Consider the following 24,706-nt stretch of genomic DNA (forward strand, 5'->3'; position numbering starts at 1 on the left):
ACATTCTATGGTCTTTGCAGAAGGGGAATCTCGAATAATATCAGTTCATCCGAAGATAATGCAGAAATTAATAATTCTTCAAACTCATCAAGAGTATTAGGTCTCACACCTTTAATACCGAAACTCCTTGCCAATTGTACGAAATCTGGATTTCCAAAGTTAACGCCAAAACTATCACCGAATTTCTTTTTCATCATTTGCTTTTCTAGTTCTAAGATGTAATCGTTTAGAACAATCATTATAAATGATAGGCCAAGTCGTTTCGCCGTTTCTATTTCGGCAAAGTTCATTAATGCCCCGCCATCACCTGTGATGCAAATAATCGTATTATTTGGGAGAGCTAACTTCGCTCCGATTGAACTAGGCATAGCGATTCCCATTGATGCAAAGCCGTTTGAAATAAGAACGCCTCCAGCTTGCTTTGGCTGATAGGTACGGGCAACTGATATTTTGTGTGCGCCAACATCGGAAATCAATATCGTATGATCAGTAGAAACTTTTTCGATCACTTTCAAAATATTTTCTGTTGTAAGAGGCAAATTTGCCGTTTCTTTATGACTGTGACTAATGTGGTATATTTGCTCAATTCTCTTTTTTAAGTTTCCTGATGGAGTCCAACTTTTCGAATGAATCTGTTGTGTGTTCATTTCCTTTAAGGTCTGTTGAATGTTGCCTATCAGCTCCGCCTGAACTGGATAGTATTCATCGACAGGGGCATTGTTTGCGTTGATGTGCAATATAGGTGCTTTTTTGCGATTCCAGTCCTTCGGAAGTTTCTCAACTATGTCAAAGCCGATGACAATTAATAAGTCAGCTTCATCAATTCCGGATAAAATAAGATCGTTCTCCTCGAATCCAAAGGTATAGTAGTTAAGCGGGCTGTTTTTTGGGAGGATTCCTTTCGCTGTAAAGGAATGGGTAACAGGAACCTGTAAATTATCAGCGAAAGCATAAAACTCTTCGATACATTTTTGCCGTAGTACCCCATTCCCAACGATTATTAACGGTTTTTGACTTTCATTTATCAATTTACAAGCTTTTGTAACATCTTCGAAATCTGGCTTGGTACTTGGCTCTGGAAGTACAGGTAAACCTTTTGGTGGAGCATCTTCCATTGCTAAATTTTCAGGTATGACAAGAAGGGCAGGGCCAGGCTTTTCCGTTTGCGATGTACGAAAGGCAATTCGTATCATTTCAGGAATTGCTTGGTTGCTTAGAACTTGTGATGCACATTTTGTTATGGGTTCAAATATTTTAACGATATCAACAAGTTGATGGTATGAATCGTGCTGTTTATCAAGTCCGGCTTGTCCCGTAATGGCAACGACGGGGGAATAATCTAAAAATGCACTAGCTATTCCAGTACATAAGTTTGTTGCACCTGGCCCCAAAGTAGAGGTGCATACACCCGTCTTTCCGGAAAATTTACCATAAGCACTTGCCATAATAGCTGCACCTTGTTCATGTCGAACGGGAATGAAGGTAATTTGGCTAGATTTTGAAAGGGATTCTATAAAGTCTAATGTTTCCTTTCCTACAATGCCAAATATGTATTCTACTCCTTCGTTTTCCAAGCATTGCACAATTACGTCTGTTGCTTTCATTTATGTCCTCCTGAAAATGTGATATTGCTCATTAGTTTTTGATATATATGAAAAAAAAATGCCTCTGAAATTAGAAGCATTTTGATGATATGGTCAATATTTCTCTGAATTCGTCATATTTCCCCGGAAATATTCGAGAAATTTCTTCAATGTTTCGCTAAGAATCATACATTTTTCGAGTTTGTTTTTTGAAATTAAAAGTCTTTTGAAAGGCAACTTCTAATAATTCCCGTAAAATGATTTTTAAGTATTGGTTGCGTTTAGGCAACATCCACGCTTGGTTAGCCGCTCGTTGTCTTTCTCTAGTCTCTTGTTTCATTATTTTTTCTACCGTATATAGATTCATCATTTTCGAACTCCTCCATTGTTTTATTAATTCCATTGTAATAGGGATGGAAGAGGTTAAAAATGGTACACATTTTAAATGATTTTTCCACTTAAAGAAGAAAAATACCTGTTCCATGATTATTTTTCCATGGTATATTGGATTAAACATGGAAAAGGTGAAAAGGGAAAGAATTATTCTTCAACTTATTATCCCGTAAAGTTGGTGTACATATGTTAGCGAATGATTTTATTGTGTTATGGAAGTCATTTTCGAATACTAAGGATCATGAACCATACCCTGTTACGATGGAAAAACTTTCCGAGTTATGGTTCTGTACGACCCGAAATGCCAAATTAATTGTTACGAAAATGGTTGAGTCAGGCTGGATAGAGTTTGTCCCGGGAAGGGGACGAGGAAAGCGTTCAACACTCACTTTTTTAAAAACGCTGGAGGATATTCTGTTTGAAAAATCCGTACAACTTGTCAAACAAGGGGAACTGAAGGAGGCACTTGAACAAATTCAATTGTATGGAGAGGGAACAAATGTAAAAATAAGAATTATGGCATGGCTATCAGAATACTTTGGTTACGATGTAGAGGATAATGATAATAATCGTATTGAAATTCTGCGGTTTCCAATTTTCCGTCCGATTACTACACTTGATCCTGCATGCCTTTATTATGAACTAGACGCCCAAATTATAAGTCAAATATATAACACACTGATAGATTATGACCGTTATTCTAAACAATTAAAAGGGGTGCTCGCTCACTATTGGGAATCTAATAAAGATCAAACCAAATGGGTTTTTTATTTAAGAAAAGGTGTTCATTTTCATCACGGAAAAGAATTTACATCAGAAGACATAGTTTATACTTTCGGTCGTTTGCGTGATTCTCCACATAAATGGTTAGTTCAGCAAATAAAAGAAATGATTATACATAATAAATATACGATACAGTTTAACTTAAATAGTCCCAATTATCTGTTTTTAAATTATTTGGCGTATACACCAATGTCTATTCTTCCTTTAGACATGTCAAATGAGGATTTTCCTCTCTGTCCAAACGGAACAGGGCCATTTAAAGTAATAAAAAATACATCAAAAAATAGCATCCTTGAAGCTAACTCAACATATTTTTTAGGACGACCACAATTGGATCGCATAGAAATCTCAAGAATTCCTAATGACGAAAAAATAATGAATTTAGAAGGGCAAAATTTTGAAAGATTGATTGTTAATCACGATGAAGGTGCTAATTACACTGATAATTCGTGGAATGTTCAAGAAGAAATATATGCAGGTAGTAGCGTGCTAACAATGAATTTAGCAAAAAATGGTCCCCAAAATAACTATTATTTTCGAAAGGCTGTCCATCGACTAATTGATCGATCAAAAATGGTATCAGCTCTAGGTGAACCACGTTTGTATCCTTCGAATGGCTTTCATTTAAGGGGAATTCCATCTATAAGAGATCGTGAATACAACCCATCAGAAGTAGGACCTCTGCTTCAGAAGTCAGGTTATGCTGGTGAGTCAATACATTTATATTGCTACGAAAGACACGAACCAGATGCGTATTGGTTAAGGGATGAATGCCTGAAGCATGGAATAAACCTAGAAGTTAACATTGTAAATTGGGATGAAATGGCACAAATCGAGTTGATTAAAAGTGCAGATTGCATTTTATTTGAGGTTCTATTAGGAGATAAAGAGATATCGCAAATTCAAGATTACCAGTATTCCAATGGGTTTTTACGTACCCACTTGGATGAGGAATTAGCTGAAAAAATTGATCAGAAAATCGATGAAGTTTTACAAGAGCCGGATGCAAGTTTAAGAGAAAATAAGTTACTGGAAATAGAATATATTTTAAAAGAACATTATGCAATCCTTTTTCTTGTTCACAAGAAGCTTGGAACTGCTTCTCATCCCTCTGTACAAGGTGTGCATATGAATTCAAGAGGATGGATTGATTTTAAAGACATTTGGTTCAAGCCAGAAGGAGTAAAGGCAGCGTTGTCAGAATAAACTAAAAGAGGCCGCATATAGAAAATATGATGGCTTCTTTTTTATTCTTAATGAAGGCGTGATGAAAATGACAATAAAACGTGTTAAACCACTTATAAAAGGCGATACTATCGGACTCACTGCACCAGCAGGCCCAGTAGATAGTGAAAAGCTCCAAGTGGCAATTTCTAGGATAAATGAGATGGGGTTCAATGTAGAGGTAGGCAAGACATGCTATGAAAAATATGGAGGGTATTTGGCTGGTACGCCTGAGAATCGAGCAAAAGAATTAAATGCAATGTTTATGAATAAGGGTATCTCAGCCATTTTTTGTCTTCGTGGTGGGTATGGCTCTATGCATCTACTTCCATTATTAAATTATGAAGCTATTGCTATGAATCCAAAATTATTTGTAGGTTACAGTGACATCACAGCGCTTCATATCGTCCTTCAACAAAAGTGCCATTTACCTACAATTCATGGGCCTATGCCTGCATCGGATTTAGTGAATGCAAATGACTTTACGATACAATCTTTAAAAAACGTATTATTACAATATCCATTTAAAGGCAAAGTGAAAAACCCAGACAATGAGCGCATTGGTTGTCTAGTACCAGGTACAGCAAGTGGAATGCTAATAGGTGGAAACCTATCAGTATTAGTGAGTACGCTCGGAACCCCTTATGAAATAGATACGAAGGGAAAAATATTATTTTTAGAGGACATAGGAGAGGAACCGTATCGAATTGATAGAATGCTAACGCAGCTTGCATTAGCGGGGAAGTTTTCGGAATCGGCGGGTATAGTTCTAGGTACTTGGACTGAATGTACCTCTGAAAGGTATTCAGATGGATTTAAAGTAGAAGACTTATTCGGAAAAATAATTGCTCCAATTGGGAAACCAACTATTTTTAACGTTAAAGCCGGACATGGTAATCCGACTTTAGCCTTACCTTTAGGTTTAACTGCTTATATGGATGCAGAAAATGGCTGGTTATCTTTTGGGTGAGAGTACGTAAATGTGTAAAATTTGGTGAATTAGGAAAATAGTATTAAAATTTAGTAAAGTATATCCGATATATAGATTATATACAGGAAAGAAGACATAGAGAAAGATGGTGGGGATATGAGAAGTTTGAGGGGGAAAATATTAAGAGGATTTTTAATTATTAATGCTTTTGTATTAATTATAAGCGGTTCCAATTATTTTTTTGCATCTCAAACGAATAAGCAAACGACACAAGTTGTTGAAGAACAATTGCCAGTGCTTGTGTTAGCTGAAAAGCTGAGTGTAAATATAGCCGAACGAACATCGCAATTAAGTATTTACCTTCTTTTCGGTCAAACACCTTACATGCACGCTTTTGAAAATTTAACAGTTGAGAGTAAGGAGTTAGAAAAGGAACTTGCAGCTAAATCTTCTTCAGCAGAAACAAAGGAGCTTCTCGAGAGACTTAATAATTGGGAGATTGCCATTAATGATATGGTTTTTAAGGAGTTTTTAGCCGATCGAGAAATAGCGAGGGATAATTTTAGAAACACAATCGAGCCTTTAGGCCAAATTTTAAGAGATTCTTTTCAAGAGCTTTCACATGCACAAGAAAAGAATATTACCGCCAATGCTGAGAAAGTAATTAGTGTTGGGGAAAGAAATTCATTGACTAGTGCGGGGATTGGGATAGTTGCCCTGATACTAGGAATTGTATTCGCTATGCTAACCGCTAATTCTATTTCTAGACCTATCGTAAGGGTAGCAAATCGTATGCGCTTAATCGCTGAAGGTGACTTAACCCATGAAGATTTAAAGACAAGGTCAAAGGATGAAGTTGGGGTATTAATTAATTCTGTGAATGATATGAATCGCCAAATTCGTTCAATGGCTCAAGAAATTGGAAGCGTTTCTCAAACTGTAATGAGACGAAGCGAAGAGCTTAGCCATTCAGCAATGGAAGTAAATTCGGGAAGTCAACAGGTGGCAACAACAATGGAAGAGCTATCGATTGCAGCTGAAACACAAGCACAATCTTCTTCCGATTTGGTTGAATCAATGGGCTCTCTCACAGCTAATATACATAATGCTAACGGGAGTGGACAAAGAGCTAGCCAAGTTTCTAGCCAGGTGCTGGAATTAACTGAAAAAGGAAATGAAGCAATGACAGAGTCAATTTCGAAAATGAAATTGATTGATGAGAATGTGAAGGATGCAGTTGGAAAGGTACAAAGTCTTGAAGGGCATTCAAAAGAAATTTCACAACTTATAAAAGTGATTTCTGATATTGCAGAACAAACAAACTTATTAGCTTTAAATGCAGCGATTGAAGCTGCGCGTGCAGGTGAGCATGGAAAAGGATTCGCCGTAGTGGCAGGAGAAGTGAAAAAGCTGGCTGAACAAGTGGCAAGCTCTGTTTCAAACATTACTGGCATCGTTTCCACGATACAAAAAGAAACAGGTGAAGTCGTTCGTTCCTTGAATGAAAGCTTTGTACAAGTAGAACTCGGAACTGAACAAATAAGATCAACGGGAAGTACATTTGAAATGATTACAGAATCTGTTAAGCAAGTCGTAAACCAAATTCAAATTATTTCCCAAGATTTGGACAATATCGCAAACAGTACAGATGTGATGAACTCGTCCATTTCAAACATTGCTTCTATTTCAGAAGAAGCATCAGCTGGCATTGAAGAAACGGCAGCATCCGCTGAGCAAACGACAAGTTCCATGCAGGAAATCGCAGCTAATGCAGAATCTTTATCCGCCATCGCTGTTGACCTGGATAAATTAATTAGACAATTTAAGGTATGAGTTTTCAGTAAGGTTGTTTTAATTTGTAAAATCCCAAAATCCGGCTTTTACACTTAACCAATGAAGTTTATCGGTTTAAATCTATTTCGTATTATTATTTATGTGAAATTGCAGCAAAGTTTTTGAAAAGAGCATCAAAAAAAGAGACCAAAGCGTAGAGAGAAAATGATTCTACACTAAATGGTCTCTTTTTTTTGTAGGGACATCTATGTTATTTTTTTGCATCTTTCTTTTCTTTATAAATTCTCTTGCAAGTGGATATACAATAGGAGCAGCTTTGATTGCAAAGCGTAATAGTTTCGACATGCGCATATTTGGACATCCTCTCTTTATTTTATATACTTTCCCCAAAACTAATAACTGCTAAACCATAACATAGTTTTGGAATAAGCAGGTTATGATAACCATAATAAGGGAATATCATCGTAGAGAGGTTTTTTTATTGTTTGAGAATAGCCATGGAATCTAAAATTGGGGGGAGCATTGATGGATACGCTGTTGATCATCATTAATATCGCCATTTTTCTACTGCTTATATTTTTCTTGTTTCGTATGCAAAAAAAACATATATCCTTTTCAAAACGGGTATTTACTGCATTAGGTATAGGGATTGTTTTTGGGCTGGCAATGCACTTAATATATGGAACGGATTCCGATATTACAAAAGGTTCCTTGGATTGGCTTAATATCGTTGGTAGTGGTTATATTTCATTATTGAAAATGATTGTGATGCCGCTAGTTTTTATATCGATTGTGTCGGCTTTTACGAAATTGAAGTTAACGAGTAACCTTGGAAAGATTAGCGCGCTAGTCATAGGGATCTTAATTGGAACAACAGCTATTGCAGCTTCAATCGGAATTGCCACTGCTTTGGGCTTTCATTTAGAAGGAATCCAACTTGAGGAAGGAGAAGCAGAGGTTACCAGAAATACTCAGCTTCAAGAAACAGTGGGGGATGTTAAAGATATGACAATCCCTCAACAAATCGTTACTCTTTTTCCGCAAAATCCATTTATGGAATTAACAGGTGCACGTCCAACTTCTACGATTGCTGTTGTTATTTTTGCTGCTATTATTGGGATTGCTTACTTAGGTGTTCGAAGAAAAGATCCAGAACATGCTGACTTTTTCGCAAAGATAATAGAAACCATTTACACAATAGTTATGAGGATTGTTACACTAATTTTAAGATTGACACCTTATGGAGTACTTGCTCTAATGGCAAAAGTAACGGCGACGAGTGACTACTCGGCAATCGTGAAGCTTGGAAAGTTCGTCGTCGCATCCTATGTCGCATTAATTATAATGTTTCTTATTCATTTGCTTTTACTAGCTCTTGCAAAGCAAAATCCAGTTACGTATGTTAAGAAAGCAATGCCGGCACTTGCCTTTGCATTTACATCGCGTTCTAGCGCAGGTACTTTGCCACTTAATATTAAAACGCAACACAAAGAATTTGGTGTATCTGAAGGGATTGCGAATTTTGCAGGTTCGTTTGGTCTTTCCATTGGGCAAAATGGATGTGCGGGGATATACCCAGCCATGCTTGCCATTATGGTTGCACCTACAGCTGGCGTCAATCCACTTGATCCATCGTTCATAATCACATTAATTGTGATCGTTGCAATTAGTTCATTTGGTGTGGCTGGAGTAGGTGGAGGCGCTACATTTGCCGCATTGCTCGTTTTATCAGCACTCAACTTGCCAATCGCTATCGTCGGATTATTAATATCGGTTGAACCATTAATAGACATGGGAAGAACAGCATTAAACGTAAGTGGAAGTATGACAGCTGGTGTATTAACTGGAAAAATAACTGGAGAAATAGATGAAGAAGTATATAAGCAGCCAAAACAAAATCTGCAAGTTTAACATGATTCAGTGGCAGTACTTCAATAAAGGATTATGAATGTATTTAGTTGCGGAGACCGAACCCTGGTTTAATAAAGGGATTATCGAGCCAGACAGATATAAAATTAGAAAAGGTGTAATGGACCGAGTGAAACCTCGGTTTTTTATTTGTCCTTTTTTATTATCCACGTTGCATTTAATAATCCACCGATAAGAAGAACAGCGGCTGTGAAATAAAACCAAATCATCAGGACAATGATGTTTCCTAATTGTCCATAGAGCCTTGTATAGCTGGCTGCATAGGAAACGTAGTAGGAAAAGGCGATAGATACACTTTGCCAACCAATTGTTGCAAATACCGCTCCCGGAATAACACTTTGTAATTTAACTTTTGTGCTTGGAACGACCGTATATAGGAATAGAAAAAAGAAAAACAAATAGACGGACCCGATGACCCATTTAGAGAGGAGCCACCAACTGTGAAAGGAAGGGGGTAAATCGACATGACTAGCAAGAAAAACCCTGCCAAGTTCTTCAGCAATGGGTACTAGCAAAGAAACAGTCAGGGTAATCATGATACTTAACGTTAAAATTAAATCTTTTCCAAATGCAAGAAAAAATCCTTCTTTACGGACTATATTATAGGCATCGTTCATGGCACGTACTAGTGATTGTACAGCCATAGAAGCAATCCAAAACGCGGCAAGTAAACTAAATGATGCAATCTTCGTTTGTTGTTGGCCAAATATGCTAAGAACATTCGATTTGATTAAATGAAAGCTTCCTTTTGGAGCGAAAGGCTCAATGGCACTAAGGATATCTTCCACTCTAATAGGTAAGAAACTAACGAGCGATAAAGCAAAAATTAGAAAAGGGAATATGGACAGCATAAAATAATACGCCATTTGTGCAGATTGATCGTGAAATCGATCGATGAAAAAACGTTTTATTATAATTCTTATTCTGTCCATTGTTCCATCCCTTTGTAAATTTTTAGGAAATCTGCAGCACTATTTTTCCCGCATTTTTATTTTGTTCCATAAATAAGTGAGCATCATTCGCTTTATCCCAATCCCAAATAGAATCAATGATTGGCTTTAATTGACCATTTTTAAATTTTGGTAAAGCAAATTCAACAAAGTCTTTCGTCAATGCAATTTTTTTCTCAATAGACTGAGAGCGCAAAGCGGTACCAATAACTTGAATTCTTTTAAACAGAAGCTTTCCAAGATTGACATCGTTTAGCTTTGCTCCTCCCATCGTTCCAATAAGGATTAGTTTTCCATCAACTGCGAGGGATTCAATGTTTTGTTCCCAATAAGGAGCACCAATAAAATCAAAAATTAGATTGACGCCATTTCTAGATGTTTCATCCATAACTTTTTGAAGAAAGGGTCCTTCTTTATAATTAATATCAGCATCTGCACCTAAGGAACGACAAAATGAACGTTTCTCATCTGTTCCAGCTGTGACAATGACTTTTGCACCAATTTCACGTGCAAGTTGAATGGCGGCTGTTCCGACTCCGCTTGCACCTGCGTGGATTAATATGGTTTCCCCTTTTTTAAGTTTCCCCAACCAAAACATATTTAAAAAAGCAGTTAAAAAAACTTCTGGAATTGCTGCTGCTTCTTCGAATGATAAGTTCTCCGGAATCTTTATTGCCATATCGGCAGGAATAACCGCATATTCGGCATATCCTCCACCAGGAAGAAGGGCGCAAACACGATCTCCCTTTTTCCAATCTCTTACATCAACTCCAACATCTTCAATGACCCCACTCATTTCAAGGCCGAGTATAGGCGATGCACCTGAAGGCGGCGGATACAGGCCGCGTTTTTGAAGTAAATCAGCTCTGTTTAAAGCAGTAGCTTTTACTTTAATGAGGAGATCGTTTTTACCCATATGAGGCATATCTGTTTCTCCTATAAAAAGATTTTGAGTAGTTTCTTCCACTAAAATAGCTTTCATCGTTCTCCTACTTTCTTTTCTAGTTTTTGTAGTCCTTCTTCTATACCATCCCAGCGATTCAAGCAATGATTTTTAATCATATCGATATCATTAAATTGTTGTTCTTCATCTAATTGGTGTACGAGCAAATTTTTCAACCAACTATACAAGTTGTGAAGCTGAGTCCGATAGGAAAAAAATCGAAGTAAATCAATATTTGGATTAACTCTACTCTCCATTTTTTCTTCATATGCTTGTATAAAAGTAATAGGCATTTGTGTAATATAATTTGCCAATTCTCTTTCCATAGGGGCTAAAATAACAGATTCCCAATCAATGACTCGAAGGCCAGAAGGGGACTGAATAAGATTTCCACCCCATAAATCACCGTGACAAATGACAAATGGGAAATGTTTATTTTTTATGGTATTGGAAAGCTTTTTTATCTGCATAATAAGTGAAATAATACCTTTTTCTTTCGGGGCAATGATGTTTACAAGCTCTGATGGTGCGGGTCTTTGCCGAAGTGTTTTTACAAATGTACTGAGCTCGTCCAAAAATTCAACATTGAATGTTTCGGCGGGTAGATGGATGTCGCTTGAGATTTTTGAGGTCGTCAAATGCAATTCTGCTAATAGCTGTGCAATCTGCCGTATATAACTTTCTGTTAACGGATACGAATCAGCCAGAGTAGGACCATTAATCCATGGAAATAAAACTAAAACGATCTCTTCTATCTCTATTTTATTCCGGTTTTCTTTTGTTAAGATTGGATAATTGGCTGGAGGATACAAATCCTTTTCATGTAGCTCTGTCAATAAAGGTAAGTAGTATGAAGTTTGAGTAATGGCCTCTTGCTGAATTTTTTTATCTAACAGCTTTAAATAAAAGGTATTTCCATTCATGCAGCGAATTTTATAACTATATGATTTATCCCCAAAAGGAATAAATGATATTGAATCGGGAAGAAATCCATAATAAGTATGTATTAATTGCAGTATTTTATTTTGAGAAATATGATGAGCTTGCTTCAAACAAATCCCTCCAGTTTTTCGATAACTCATTAAATGTATGATATCATTTTACCAATATGGATGTAAGAAGGTGATAGCCATGACCAAAAAGGAGATACAATACAAGATTGAAGATTTAAAAACGGATTATGTGAGACTTCAGCATGATTTAGAAAAACTTGAATATGTTAAAGGTAATCTTCATCCATTAGAGAAACAATTGGAAGACATCGAGCGTGAACTGCAGGATCTTAATCGCCGTCTAACAGACATAGAGAATAAATAACACATCATTCAAGGCACAATACTTTGTGCCTTATATTTATTTTCTGTTGTAAACCAGAGAATAATTGACATAGTTATGCGGCGGATCGTATTCCATCGCGGCAGACCAAAGAGAAATTGACACAGTTATGCATCGCATCGTCTTCCATCGCGGCAGACCAAACAGAAATTGACGTAGTTATGCGGCGGATCGTCTTCAATCGCGGCAGAGCAAAGAAAAATTGGCGCAGTTATGTATCGCATCGTCTTCCATCGCGGCAGACCAAAGAGAAATTGACGCAGTTATGCATCGCATCGTCTTCAATCGCGGCAGACCAAAGAGAAATTGACGCAGTTATGCGGCGATCGTCTTCAATCGCAGCAGAAAATGCGAAACAGATATCCATTTTACGCTGAAAGTAGAATTAATTACAATCGAATTTAGTAATTTCGTTTGTAGTCTATTAATGATGGGGATAAACCGTGGCTGCACTAGGGAATCACCATTTTTTAACTTTGCGATTTAAATTTAGATAAAATTGATTCCCAAAACTTCTTCTTGATTATGATTAATTTTATAGATTAAAATGATATTGAAATTTCATTTCGTTATTAGATTGCATATACAGAAATTAAATTTTGTAGACAAGGAGGGAATGTGGTTGACTTATACAATCGGAATTGATGCTGGTGGTACGAAAACAACGGGTTTAGTTATAGATTCTGATAAAAATATTTTATTCGAAATCGAAACGGGCTTTGGCAACCCAAATGTGAATTTTAATGAAGCTCTACATAATGTATGGGAAGCAGCATCTGCTTGTCTGAATAGCGATTTTGGAAATGATTGCAAAGCTATTGTAGCCGGAGTGGCAGGAATCGAAGCGGAAGGGAATCGTGAACGATTTGAACAATTTTTTTCAAATAAAACGAAAATCCCTGCCATATTTGTGAATGATGCTGTTCTTGCGTATCATGCTTTATTAGATGATCAAAATGGCATTTTAACAATTGCTGGGACGGGTTCTATTTCATATGGGAGAAATGGAGAAAAAGAAGGATATTCGGGTGGTTGGGGACACATCTTAGGTGATTTTGGAAGTGCCTATGATATTGCGATCCAAGTATTTCGCCAAATTACGAAAGAGGCAGATGAAGGGTTGCCGTATTCTGTACTTTCGCAAGCATTAATGAATAAATTAGGAATCAATTCAGCAGATGGACTCAAAGGTTTTATCTATAGCTCTCCTAAAGGGGAGATTGCCTCTATAACGTCTTTTGTATTTTCTGAGGCGCAAAAAGGCAATGAAGATGCGAAAAGGTTTTTTCGTGTTGCCGGAGTCCAATTAGCAAATCAAACATTTTCTCTATTTAAGAAATTGGACCTGAGCTTGCCGTTAAAGATTGGAATTAAAGGCTCTTTATTAGAAAAAAATCCATATGTGAAAGAGGAATTTGAATCAACTCTGCAAAAACTTGTTGGTAGTGTTGAATTTATAAGCAATGATGCTACACCTGCTATTGGTGCAAATTCAGTTGCAGAATTATATAAAAAGGGAGCATAATATGGAAAAGCTCGCTGTCGGGTTAATGTCAGGGACTTCCGTCGATGGAATTGATGCGGCTTTGGTGAGACTGAATGGTTTTGGTATACATACTAAAGTTGAATTGATTGACTTTATTACATTGCCATTTCCTCCTGCTGTAGCGGAAGAAATATTACAATGCATGGATATAAATGAATCAAATTCAGCTCTCATTTGCAGTTTGAATTTTAAACTGGGCTATTTATTTGCAGATGCTGTAAAAAAAGTGTGTGAGAAAGCAAGTATACCTTTAAGAATAATAGATTTTATCGCCTCTCACGGTCAGACAATCTATCATTTGCCACAGACTGATGGTCGACTTGTAAAATCCACTTTGCAGATTGGTGAACCTGCTGTCATCGCTTATGAAACAGGTACAACAGTTATTTCAAATTTTCGAACGATGGATATGGCAGCTGGTGGTGAAGGAGCACCTCTTGTTCCTTATGCAGATTATGTCTTATATCGTAGTAACACAATAGGGAGATCACTGCAAAATATTGGTGGAATCGGTAATGTAACGGTCTTACCGAAACAGGCTAAATTGGACGATGTCATTGCTTTTGATACAGGGCCGGGTAATATGGTTATCGATTCTCTATGCAACATTTTAAAAGGCGAATCTTATGATCAAGATGGAAAATGGGCCGCACAAGGGAAGATCCATAAAGAGATTGCACAATCGTGGTTAGAAATGGATTTTTTCAAAATGGTACCACCGAAATCGACTGGACGTGAGTTATTTGGCTCTCAATTTACAAAACAAATACTTCAAAACTGGAGCCATCTACCCGCAGATGATTTAATTGCAACTGCGACCTATTTCACTGCACTCTCAATTGCCGATTCGTATAAGCGATATATTTTTCCAACTATTCCAATTGATGAGTTGATTATAGGAGGAGGAGGAGGTTACAACAAAACATTATTACAGATGATTACGGAACTTTTACCTAACACAAAGGTATTGACTCAAGAAGATATCGGGTTTTCATCGGAAGCGAAGGAAGCGATTGCATTTGCCATCCTAGGCAATGAAACAATGAACAGGGAGCCATCTAACGTTCCAAAGGCAACAGGAGCTAAAGGTGCTGTTATTCTTGGTTCTATCACACTTCCACCTAGAAACATATTATTGGAGGAAAAATATGAAGATCATTCAACTTGAAATTAATAGAATTGATGAGTTAGTAGAATTATGGAATAGAGAGTTTTCAGAACAGTTTCCAATGCGTAAAGAGTTATTTATACAAAATACCTTTGAGGATGAGAATTTATTTCTTCCTGGATCATGGATGGCAGTAGATGATGAAAATAACGTAATCGGTTTCATTATTAGTAAGCGATGGCAAGATCCGACTCCAGTGCCTATGCCTCTCAATTATGGTTGGATTCAAGTTTTAGTCGTTAGTAAAAAGGAACGAAATAAAGGAATTGGGTCACTCCTGCTTGATAAGGCGGAAAAAGCATTAAAAGAAGATGGAGCAAGTGAAATTTTGCTTGGTTCCGATCCTTTACATTTCTTCCCAAGTATACCTGCAGAGTATGAAAATAGTGCCAAGTGGTTTGAAGGAAAAGGCTATACATATACTGGAAACGAATATGATTTATTGGCAGCTTATGATCCTTTAGTTAAATCGGAAATGCCCCAACTTGATGGTGTTGATATTGAAATTGCAAGCATACAGGACAAAGGAGAGTTGCTGAGATTTATGAATCAGGTATTCCCGGGAAGATGGGAATATGAGACGATTCGCTATTTTCAAAAAGGCGGCACTGGAAGGGAATTTGTTTTATTAAAGAAAGCAGGGAAAGTAATTGGATTCTGCAGGATCAATGATGATCAGTCCCCTGTTATCTATTCCAATGTGTACTGGGCGCCACTATTTTCAGAGCCACTAGGTGGAATCGGATCTTTAGGAGTGGATCCAGTTGAGCGTGGAAAAGGATATGGTCTAGCTGTGGTACTCGCGGGTATTGCGACGCTCCGAAGTCGTGGTATTAATCGAATAGCAATTGATTGGACAGCTATCATCGATTTTTATGGAAAAATGGGTTATCAGATTTGGAAGGAATATAGGAAATACCGAAAAACACTATAGGGTGTGGTGAATATGAAAGAAAAAGTGATCAGTTTTTTGCAAAAAGAAATTGATTTAGAAAATATTCCGGGTGCTGCAATTTATATTTCACATAATGGTTCTCCTATTTTAGAAGAGGCTATAGGTTATCGAACACTCGCGCCTATAAAAAAACCAATGCAACTCGACACAGTGTTTGATCTTGCCTCCCTGACAAAAATTGTGACAACCATGATTGCATCCCTACAATTACTTGATAGGGGTGAAATACGACTGGATGACTCCATTTCTCACTTTTTTCCCTCGTTCAGCGAAAATGGAAAAGAAGAGGTGAGGATTCGTCATTTGCTAACACATACTTCAGGATTGCCCGCACATCGACGGTTTTATGAGGGCGGTTTAAATACAGAACAAGTAATTGGAAAAATATGTGCGGAGAAGCTGGAAAATCCTGTGGGTCAAAAAGTGGTATATAGTGATTTAGGGTTTATTTTACTTGCATCTTTAATTGAAAAATTGGTGGGAGTGTCGTTTGCCGACTATGTTAATCGGGAAATTCTGTCTCCACTTGAGATGCATGAAACAGGATTTAATCTTCCTTTTGAACGAGAGCGATTTGCAGCGACAGAATTTAGTGAAAAAATTAATGATTTTAAATGTGGCATTGTTCATGACGATAACGCAGAATCAATGGGTGGAGTAAGTGGACATGCTGGATTATTTTCAACTTTAAAAGATTTGGCTAACTTCGCTCATATGATTGAAAACGGCGGGAACTTTAAAGGCAAAAAAATAATCTCAACAGTAGCTTTAGAACTTTCAAGAAGAAACTTTACTCCATTTGATGAAGAAGGAAGAGGCTTAGGTTGGCAGATTAATAGTCCGAGATTATCATGTGGAGACCTTTTCTCCAATTCATCATATGGACATACAGGCTTTACAGGTACAAGTATGTGGTTTGATCCCGAAATTAAGCTTCATGTCATTTTATTGACAAATAGGGTTCACGCCAAAAACCAGCAAGCAATCTTAAGGTTGAGACCAAGACTCCATAATTTAATACGAGCGGAAATTTAACGCAGACTCTAAGTGAGTCTGTATTTTTTATATTTTCAACAACTCACCAATTCTTCCCGCATTTCACCTATCTTCGTTCAATTATCTTCAATCTTTTCAAAAAATCAATGAATCACTTTATCATTTTCGTTTCAGAACTAATCGATTTTTCTCAATGGAACAAAAGTTGCTATTTTCCTGATTCATGTATAATAAGGATACTAATATATATCGAAGGTGCAAACTATGAAAATTAGAGGGAATCAACAAATGCTTAGGGAAATCAATAAATCCCTTTTACTAAACCTAATATATCTCCACGCACCCATTTCAAGGGTAGAATTAGCAAGACTTACGAAACTTAGTCCAACAACCGTCTCAGTATTGGTGGAAGAAATCATTAATGAAGGTCTTATTCATGAAACAGGGACAACGGGTTCAGGTGTTGGGCGAAAAATGACTATGTTGGAAATCAATGCAGAAAATGGTTATGTCATCGGCATTGATTTATCAAGGGAATCTTCCCTTATCATTTTGCTTAATTTACGTGGCGAATTAATTCGAACAGAAAAAATGGAGTGCTTTATCGGAGAGCAATCTCTACGAGAAAAATTACCACTCGCGATTGATGATTTTATTAATCAACAGAATATAGATCGGAAGATGATCAAATGGATTGGTCTTGCAGTACCAGGAATAATAGATGAGGAACAGAAAACAATCATCGGTTCCAAGTATTTGCAAGTTCGAAATTTTCCTTTAAAAGATTATCTTAACAAGTCTTTCAATATTCCCATATATATTGTAAATGATATTGAAGCGGCAGGGTTTGCTGAACGATTCAGTGGGGCAGCGAAAGGAAAAAGCACAATCGTTTATATTTTAATCGACTATGGAATAGGTGCTGGATTTGTAATCAATAATCAGATTTATCGAGGGGCAGCAAGTAGGGCTGGGAAGATTGGAGACTTCTATCCATACGGAATTGATACCTTGTACGAAAGGCTTAAAGAAGAGTATCCAGAAGTAAATATTGAAAGTGATAAAGAAGCAACGATTCAAAAATTTGTCAGTCTTGCGTTGGATGGTATTGAGCCATATGAACATGATTTGAATGAAATGATTAAGCAGATTGCAAAGTATTGTGGCAATGTTATTCAATTATTAAACCCAGAACAATTAATAGTAAGTGGTTGGATAGCTTCAAACGAAAAATTAGCTCATCGAATAACAGACTTGATTCATGAATATGAGGATAATCCCAACAATCCAACGCCAGTTAATACATCTTTTTGGAAAAATGACGGTCCTGCAATAGGGGCAGCAACAATCGGTCTTCACCAAATGTTTAGAACCAAAACAGTGCGTTAATTTTTTTTCTATAAAGTCGTGTGAAAACTCATAATATATTGATTAAAACGGCCATAATGATATAATATAATTAATTATTTCATCCACTGGAATAATTAATTCAATGATCCAAAAGGGGGCTTTTTAAAATGAAGATTTCAATTGGTGGTTATTCATTCTTCAACACGTTTTTAGAAGGGAAAATGGATATATTCGGTTATTTGGAGTCAGTGAAATATCGTTATGGATTAGACACAGTGGATATTTGGAACGGACAATTTACGATTGGTGAGCCAGATTTTTCAAGAATTCCAGATGAGGAATTTTTGAAAAAAGTGCGTGAAGCGATGGATGAGAAGGGTCTTACATTAATCAACTATGCAATAGATGGTGCCCATATTTGGGATGCAGATCCGGACAAGCGTGAACAACTGTATCAAAATGCTTTAGGTCATTTAAAGGCAGCAGAAATCCTTGGTGCAAAAACTGTACGTATTGATACTGGGGGAGTATTTGGAAATGACCCTGCGTTTGATATGAATATGAGTGATGAACAATTCGAATATATTGTAAAACGTTACAGAGAATATTGTGAACGTGGTGCACAAAATGGCTACATGGTAGGGCCTGAAAACCATATAGGACCATCCTTAAGCCCTGTCCAAATGAGAAAAATTGCTGAAGCAGTTGATCATCCGAATTTTGGAATCCTTCTACATATAGGAAGATGGAAAGAAGAGGCTGAAAAAGGTGATGAAATGGTAGCACCATGGGTATGCCACACGCATTTTGATTCAAGAACAGCTGTTGCGGAAGATGCTCAAGACAAAATTCGTATGTTGCAAGAAAACGGGTTCGATGGCTATTGGGGCATTGAATATAATGCGGATAAAAATCAATATATTGAAATTGAGTGGATTTTAGGAACAGTAAAACGTCTTTTAGCTACTTTATAAGATTAAATGATTAAAAGAATTGGAGGGATATGATGAGAAAGATACGAATCGGAGTTATTGGTGTCGGGCAAATCGGAAAATCACATTTGCAAAACTATGCTAGCATCCCAGATGCAGAAATTGTGGCTGTCTGTGATGTAAATGAACAAGAGGCACGAAGAGTTGCAGAGCAATACGGAATACCAAGCGTGTACACTGATTATCGTGAACTTTTAAGTCGAGATGATATTGAGGCAGTGGATGTTTGCTTACATAATAATTTCCATGCCCCAATGACTATTGCTGCATTAGAAGCTGGAAAACATGTGTATTGTGAAAAACCTATTGCGGGTACTTATTTTGACGGGAAAAGAATGGTAGAAGCGGCAAAAGAAACGGGAAAAATGCTTCATATTCAGTTAGCAACCCTTTATCGTAAAGAAACGAAGGCTGCAAAAGCGTTAATTGATGGAGGAAAACTAGGTAACATTTATCACGCTCGTTCTACTGGATTTAGAAGAAGGAATCGTCCATTTGTCGACGGCTATGGTACGAAGTTTTTTACAAAAAAAGAAACCGCTACAGGGGGCGCTCTCATTGATATGGGAGTCTATCATATCGCGCAAATGCTTTATCTACTAGATTTACCAACACCGACACGTATATCCGGTAAAGTATATCAGGAAATGGACATGGACCCGAAAAGACGTGAAGAAAGCGGCTTTGATGTCGAAGAGTTGGCATTAGGTTTCGTTAAATTTAAAAATAACCTAACGCTAGATATTATTGAATCGTGGTCTGTTCATTTAGGTGGATTTGAAGGGCCAAGCATTTTAGGTTCAAAGGGCGGAATTCGCTTACCTGTATTTGGGGAAGGCACTCAAAATAAGTTTAGTTTCCATTCTACGATTTGCGATATGGATATGGATAGCACGGTTAATTTAGATTTATTGGATTATCGTTGGCATAATTTAAGAGAAAATGAGGACGCTTACGATTCATCCCAGCATCATTGGATTGCTGCTCTACAAGGAAGGGTAGAATTATTGCCAACAGCAGATATCGCTTTGAAAACAATGTTAATCAGTGACGGAATCTATCTTTCTGATAAACGTGGGGAAGAGGTATCGGCTGAGGAATTAGAAGAAATAACGACATCTACGTCTGTAACAATATAACTTAAATTTCAAGGTACGATTAATCTTAAAGTCTTTGGATTAGTCGTACCGTATTTTTTAAAAGTAGAAAGGACAAATAAGTTTGATAAACACATCTGATGAACACAAACGAGGGTTAATGACTGTAAAATTGTTTAACTTCTTTCTATATGGCGCTCTTTCAGTTTTAATGTCTTTTATTCCTTTATATTTTCAAGAAGTAGGCTTTACTACAGTGGCTATTGGTATGTTAATGGCAGGTGGTCCGTTCGTATCAATTTTTGCAAATCCCTTTTGGGGATATTGGAGTGACCGGCTTCAAAACATAAAAAAAATCCTACTAATCATGTTAATAGGGAATCTTATTATCATACAAATTGTTTTTCAATTAAATTCCCTTCCACTCGTTTTTATAGCAATGTTACTGTTTTTTAACTTTCAAACTCCTTTATTTTCACAAAGCAACAGCTTAATATTAAATACCATCGAAGGGACTCCTTATAAGTTTGGGACCTTCCGTCTATGGGGGTCTTTAGGCTGGGCTATCATGGCTGTTGGAGCTGGCCCGTTAATTAATGTGATTGGGATAAAAAATTTGTGGCTTGTATACAGCTTTATGCTTATCTTGACGATTCTGTTTGGTCTTAAGTTGCCACAAGGTAAAGTTGAAGGATCGAAGAAACTAGTAAAAGGCGGCTATGCAAAAGCGTTATTTGGAAATAAGTACTTTTTGGTATTTGTTATTTTAGGAGTGTTAATTTCTGTTCCGAATTCGATTAATCTGACATTTATTTCGCTTTATATCAAACAGCTTGGCGGTTCTGTCGTGATGATTGGGTGGTCTGCATTTTTAACGGCTATTTTTGAAGTGCCGGTGTTTTTGCTGTTCGACCGTTATTTAAAAAGAAATACTTCTACTATGATAGGGTGTTTAGTTGTTATCAGTGGGCTATTTGTCATTCGTTGGTTTTTAATGTCCATTGCTACAGATCCAATGCAGGTATTATTTTTACAGATGCTGCATAGTGTCACGTTTGGTGGCTATTTTTATATTGGAACTACCTTAACCGCAAAATTGGTCCCTGTTGAACTTAGAGCAAGTGGTCAAGCCATTTATGGATTGACATGGGGAGGTATTTCAGGAATTATAGCTGGTATGGTTGGAGGATGGATGTTCCAAGAGTTGGGTCCAAATAAAATGTACCAAATTACAATGTTTATTTCCTTACTTGGTGTATTTGGCTTTGCCGCTTTGTGGCTAAGTGTTAGTAGAGCGGCAAAACAAAAGGTATCACTAGAAGGTAGCGAGAAGAATATTTCATCATAGACTTGAGAAAAATCTTTTACAAGCTCATGTTCTGAGAGAAAGAAAGGTTTTTCTATCTTACGTTGGCTCAGGTAATTTGACCTTGAGCCAAGGGCGCCTGAAGATATATAAAGCAAACACGAAATCCTATGTGGATTTTTATAATTTAATTACCTTGAAAATTATTCATTATTTTGTCTTGGAAGGTTCAAAATTGAAATTTATTTTATCTGTTATTGAAATTTTGATTCAATATTTAAATATTATTTTTAAATTATTGTTTCATACCAAAGTGAATTCATGTATAATAAAATCACAAGCCATTATTAGAAAGGCGGGTATGAATGCAGGATAACCTTTCAAAATTAACAACTGAACAAATAAATCAAGGTTCTATTAATATTGATCAAATGTCTTCATTAGAAATTATTAAACTTATGAATGCTGAAGATCAATTGGTCGCGGAAGCTGTCAATCAGGAATTACATCGGATAGCGGCTGTAATTGATGCGATTTATCATTCTTTTAAAAACGATGGTCGTCTTTTTTATATTGGTGCAGGTACAAGTGGGAGATTGGGAATTCTTGATGCATCGGAATGTCCCCCTACTTTTTGTACACCTCCCGAAATGGTTCAAGGGATTATTGCCGGTGGGGAAAAAGCGATTAAAACAGCTATCGAAGGTGCCGAAGATAGTAGGGATGAAGGAGCAAACGATTTAAAAGCAAGAGGTCTTAGTTCATCAGACATTGTCGTAGGACTTGCAGCAAGTGGAAGAACTCCTTACGTAATCGGTGCACTAGAATATGCTCGTCGTGTAGGTGCGGTAACCGTAGCTCTTTCCTGCAATAAAAATGCGGAAATGAGTCAATACGCAGATCATAAGATTGAAGTTGAGGTAGGTCCAGAAGTATTAACCGGATCAACAAGACTAAAGGCAGCAACAGCTCAAAAAATGGTTTTAAATATGCTGACAACCGCATCAATGATTAAAATGGGAAAAGTTTATAACAATCTCATGGTTGATCTTCATGCTAGTAATAAAAAGTTGATGGAAAGAGCATGTAGGATGGTCATGAATATTACAGGTGTTTCACTAGAAGAGGCAGAAACAGCTTTACATCTTACGAATCTGAAAGTGAAACCAGCAATATTAATGATTCTTGGCAGTGTAACTTTAAATGAAGCGAATCAATTGCTTCAAGATACAGATGGTTTTTTAAGGGAGGCCATTATCAAAGCAAAAGAAAGTCGGCTTGGCATGTAATTTGAGCTAAGCAAGTACTTTTTAATGACTATGTAAGCGTTGACAATACTGTCGATTAAAATTACTAGATTAATATAAATTTTTAACACAAGCCAAAATAAATAGAGATATGAGGAGGAAAAGAGGATGAACTTAGTCGTAGTAGGAGCTCATTGTGGAGATGCGGAAATTCAAGCTGGAGCAATCGCTCATAAATATGCCAAGGCGGGTCATAAAGTAACATTTTTACATTTAACTGCCGGTGAAAAAGGGAATCCCCCAGGGGTTTCTGTTGAAGAATATCGGGAGCAAAAAATTAGGGAGTCAGAAAAAGTAGCTGAAATCCTTGGTGTCGATACGATTACTTTAGACTACAAAGATGCAGAACTTACTTTTAACGATGAAATCATTACACATGTTGCCACGCTAATGAGAAAACTTAGACCAAATGTTGTCATCACTCACTGGGAAAATAGCATTCATTCAGATCATATTATGACATACAGAATCGTTCATGCAGCCCAATTGAAAGCAGGACTTCCAGGTTTTGATTTAGAAGGATTGCCAGCTCACTACTATAGTTTTTATCATAGTGAAAACTGGGAAGACATGGAGGGGTATGATCCAGATCTATTTATTGATGTATCAGATGAATTTGATACTTATTTAGAGGCTTTATCCCATCATTGGTTCATTATGAACTCTTCATCTTTCCGTTATTATGATTACTATAAAGCGCTTGGAACTGTAAGGGGATGCGTCAACCGTACAAAATATGCTCAAACGTTAAAATTCCCAAGAGGAACGAATGTTAGAAAAGGCGGGGCACTACCTGGATATGAGCTATAAACGACTTGAATTAATATGACAGCCTGATATTCCAGGCTGTTCTTCTTATCTGAAAGGCATTGTTAGTTTATTAGTATAGTTGATTGGAGCAAAAATCAACCTGCAAGTTCAACAAAGACAGTTGATTTTAGAAATGAGGTGTGATTATGCGGTTAGGTCTTGATCTTTTTTTAGAAAAGAATTATGCGCAGTTTACAGGAAAGCGGATTGGACTTCTAACGAATATGACGGGTGTAAATGAACGACTAATCCCAACAATTGATTTATTTAATGAACATCCTGATATTCAATTAGTTGCACTTTACGGTCCAGAACACGGAATACGAGGGGATGCGAAGGAAGGAGAGGCGGTTGAATCATCAGTCGATCCATATACAGGAATTCCTGTATATAGTTTATACGGGACTTCGAAAAAACCTTCAAAGGAAATGTTGGATCCTGTTGATGTGATTGTCTTTGATTTACAAGATATTGGGGCAAGGTACTATACCTTTATTTATTCAATGGCTTATGTAATGGAAGCGTGCGGGGAATTTGGCAAAGAGTTTGTGGTTTTGGATCGTCCTAATCCTATTTCTGGGTTATCGATGGAAGGGAACTTAGTAGAAGAAGATGTACGTTCTTTTGTTGGACTCTATCCGATTCCAAACCGCCATGGCATGACTGTCGGAGAGATTGCCCAGTTGTATAAACATGAATTTGGAATAGATTGTGATTTAACGGTTGTTCCAATGGAGGGCTGGAGTCGTCATATTTATTATGATGAAACGAATCTTTTCTGGGTTCCGCCATCTCCTAACACTACTGGACTTGATATGAGTATCTTGTATCCCGGAACATGTCTAGTAGAAGGAACTAATTTATCAGAAGGCAGGGGGACAACGCGGCCATTTGAATATGTAGGTGCACCTTACGTCGACGGTTATAAGTTGGCAAAAGCATTTAACCAAAAAAATCTCCCTGGTGTGCTCGCGAGACCTGTTTCGTTTGTTCCGACTTATCAAAAACATAAAGATTCAGTATGTGAAGGGATTCAAATCCATGTAGTAGAACGCCATAAAGTTCACGCTTTAAAAACAGGGCTAATATTATTAGAAACTATAGCGAATATGTATCCTAATGAATTTCAATTTAAAGAAAATCCTAACGGGAAATTTTTCTTCGATCTATTGGCAGGGACAAAAGATCTTCGTAATGTAATATTAAATGGGAACTCCTACACCTTCTTAGAATCTTGTGAAGGACAGATTGCTCAATTTGAAAAGCAAAGAGAACCATATTTGTTATATAAATAAACAAGTAAGGAGTATGTGT

At 37.0% G+C, this 24,706-nt stretch carries 22 protein-coding genes; 16 read left to right on the forward strand and 6 right to left on the reverse strand.

The genetic code is table 11. The features are described from left to right. Window positions 1-5 precede the first annotated feature (5 nt). Window positions 6-1,604, reverse strand: coding sequence for an acetolactate synthase large subunit (locus MT489_RS09860; RefSeq protein WP_244681380.1), 1,599 nt, complete (start codon window positions 1,602-1,604; stop codon window positions 6-8). Window positions 1,605-1,761: 157 nt separating this feature from the next. Further along, entirely contained in the window at window positions 1,762-1,953 is a 192-nt protein-coding gene (locus tag MT489_RS09865; RefSeq protein WP_244681381.1) for a hypothetical protein, read from the reverse strand. Between the two features lie 209 nt (window positions 1,954-2,162). Between MT489_RS09865 and MT489_RS09870 the strand changes: the two genes are divergently transcribed. From MT489_RS09870 to MT489_RS09880, 3 genes are all read left to right on the forward strand, one after another. After that, a complete protein-coding gene (locus MT489_RS09870; RefSeq protein ID WP_244681382.1) occupies window positions 2,163-3,965 on the forward strand; it encodes an ABC transporter substrate-binding protein in 1,803 nt (600 codons plus the stop codon). Window positions 3,966-4,038: 73 nt separating this feature from the next. Then, window positions 4,039-4,953, forward strand: coding sequence for a S66 peptidase family protein (locus tag MT489_RS09875; protein ID WP_370876383.1), 915 nt, complete (start codon window positions 4,039-4,041; stop codon window positions 4,951-4,953). 117 nt (window positions 4,954-5,070) lie between these two features. Further along, complete coding sequence (locus MT489_RS09880; RefSeq protein WP_244681384.1) at window positions 5,071-6,747, forward strand: methyl-accepting chemotaxis protein; 1,677 nt, start codon at window positions 5,071-5,073, stop codon at window positions 6,745-6,747. Between the two features lie 171 nt (window positions 6,748-6,918). Here the strand turns inward: MT489_RS09880 and MT489_RS09885 are convergent, their stop codons facing one another. Then, entirely contained in the window at window positions 6,919-7,059 is a 141-nt protein-coding gene (locus MT489_RS09885) for a hypothetical protein (protein ID WP_244681385.1), read from the reverse strand. Window positions 7,060-7,233: 174 nt separating this feature from the next. Here MT489_RS09885 and MT489_RS09890 point away from each other — a divergent pair, with 174 nt between their 5' ends. Then, complete coding sequence (locus tag MT489_RS09890) at window positions 7,234-8,619, forward strand: L-cystine transporter (protein ID WP_244681386.1); 1,386 nt, start codon at window positions 7,234-7,236, stop codon at window positions 8,617-8,619. A gap of 143 nt (window positions 8,620-8,762) precedes the next feature. On the opposite strand, the gene MT489_RS09895 is transcribed toward MT489_RS09890, so the two are convergent. The 3 genes from MT489_RS09895 to MT489_RS09905 are packed head-to-tail and all read right to left on the reverse strand — an operon-like array spanning window position 8,763 to window position 11,582. Further along, window positions 8,763-9,569, reverse strand: coding sequence for a YihY/virulence factor BrkB family protein (locus MT489_RS09895; RefSeq protein ID WP_244681387.1), 807 nt, complete (start codon window positions 9,567-9,569; stop codon window positions 8,763-8,765). 22 nt (window positions 9,570-9,591) lie between these two features. Next, window positions 9,592-10,569: an NAD(P)H-quinone oxidoreductase gene (locus MT489_RS09900; RefSeq protein WP_244681388.1), complete on the reverse strand. Its 978-nt coding sequence runs from the start codon at window positions 10,567-10,569 to the stop codon at window positions 9,592-9,594. After that, window positions 10,566-11,582, reverse strand: a complete 1,017-nt coding sequence (locus MT489_RS09905) for a phosphotransferase (protein WP_244681389.1) — start codon at window positions 11,580-11,582, stop codon at window positions 10,566-10,568. The genes MT489_RS09900 and MT489_RS09905 overlap by 4 nt, the downstream gene beginning before the upstream one ends. 79 nt (window positions 11,583-11,661) lie before the next feature. Here MT489_RS09905 and MT489_RS09910 point away from each other — a divergent pair, with 79 nt between their 5' ends. From MT489_RS09910 to MT489_RS09965, 12 genes are all read left to right on the forward strand, one after another. Next, window positions 11,662-11,847, forward strand: coding sequence for an SE1832 family protein (locus MT489_RS09910; RefSeq protein ID WP_244681390.1), 186 nt, complete (start codon window positions 11,662-11,664; stop codon window positions 11,845-11,847). A 640-nt stretch (window positions 11,848-12,487) separates the two neighbouring features. After that, on the forward strand, window positions 12,488-13,390 hold the full coding sequence (locus MT489_RS09915; RefSeq protein ID WP_244681391.1) for a BadF/BadG/BcrA/BcrD ATPase family protein: 903 nt from the start codon (window positions 12,488-12,490) through the stop codon (window positions 13,388-13,390). A 1-nt stretch (window position 13,391) separates the two neighbouring features. Continuing rightward, a complete protein-coding gene (anmK, locus tag MT489_RS09920) occupies window positions 13,392-14,579 on the forward strand; it encodes an anhydro-N-acetylmuramic acid kinase AnmK (protein ID WP_244681392.1) in 1,188 nt (395 codons plus the stop codon). Beyond that, a complete protein-coding gene (locus tag MT489_RS09925) occupies window positions 14,560-15,513 on the forward strand; it encodes a GNAT family N-acetyltransferase (RefSeq protein ID WP_244681393.1) in 954 nt (317 codons plus the stop codon). The genes anmK and MT489_RS09925 overlap by 20 nt, the downstream gene beginning before the upstream one ends. 12 nt (window positions 15,514-15,525) lie before the next feature. Continuing rightward, the gene (locus tag MT489_RS09930) at window positions 15,526-16,569 is read left to right on the forward strand and encodes a serine hydrolase domain-containing protein (protein WP_244681394.1); all 1,044 of its coding nucleotides are present in this window, start codon (window positions 15,526-15,528) and stop codon (window positions 16,567-16,569) included. Window positions 16,570-16,794: 225 nt separating this feature from the next. Then, window positions 16,795-17,919 carry an ROK family transcriptional regulator gene (locus MT489_RS09935; RefSeq protein WP_244681395.1) on the forward strand — a complete coding sequence of 375 codons (1,125 nt, stop codon included), beginning with the start codon at window positions 16,795-16,797 and terminating at the stop codon, window positions 17,917-17,919. Between the two features lie 128 nt (window positions 17,920-18,047). Then, the gene (locus MT489_RS09940; RefSeq protein WP_244681396.1) at window positions 18,048-18,854 is read left to right on the forward strand and encodes a sugar phosphate isomerase/epimerase family protein; all 807 of its coding nucleotides are present in this window, start codon (window positions 18,048-18,050) and stop codon (window positions 18,852-18,854) included. Between the two features lie 32 nt (window positions 18,855-18,886). Further along, entirely contained in the window at window positions 18,887-20,011 is a 1,125-nt protein-coding gene (locus MT489_RS09945; RefSeq protein WP_244681397.1) for a Gfo/Idh/MocA family protein, read from the forward strand. A gap of 82 nt (window positions 20,012-20,093) precedes the next feature. Then, a complete protein-coding gene (locus tag MT489_RS09950; RefSeq protein ID WP_244681398.1) occupies window positions 20,094-21,317 on the forward strand; it encodes an MFS transporter in 1,224 nt (407 codons plus the stop codon). A gap of 323 nt (window positions 21,318-21,640) precedes the next feature. After that, window positions 21,641-22,564 carry an N-acetylmuramic acid 6-phosphate etherase gene (murQ, locus tag MT489_RS09955; protein ID WP_244681399.1) on the forward strand — a complete coding sequence of 308 codons (924 nt, stop codon included), beginning with the start codon at window positions 21,641-21,643 and terminating at the stop codon, window positions 22,562-22,564. A 126-nt stretch (window positions 22,565-22,690) separates the two neighbouring features. Next, window positions 22,691-23,392 carry a PIG-L deacetylase family protein gene (locus MT489_RS09960; protein ID WP_244681400.1) on the forward strand — a complete coding sequence of 234 codons (702 nt, stop codon included), beginning with the start codon at window positions 22,691-22,693 and terminating at the stop codon, window positions 23,390-23,392. Window positions 23,393-23,538: 146 nt separating this feature from the next. Beyond that, complete coding sequence (locus tag MT489_RS09965) at window positions 23,539-24,687, forward strand: exo-beta-N-acetylmuramidase NamZ family protein (RefSeq protein WP_244681401.1); 1,149 nt, start codon at window positions 23,539-23,541, stop codon at window positions 24,685-24,687. Window positions 24,688-24,706 lie beyond the last annotated feature (19 nt).

Source organism: Lederbergia wuyishanensis, from assembly GCF_022900255.1.
Taxonomy (GTDB): Bacteria; Bacillota; Bacilli; order Bacillales; family Bacillaceae_C; genus Lederbergia; species Lederbergia wuyishanensis.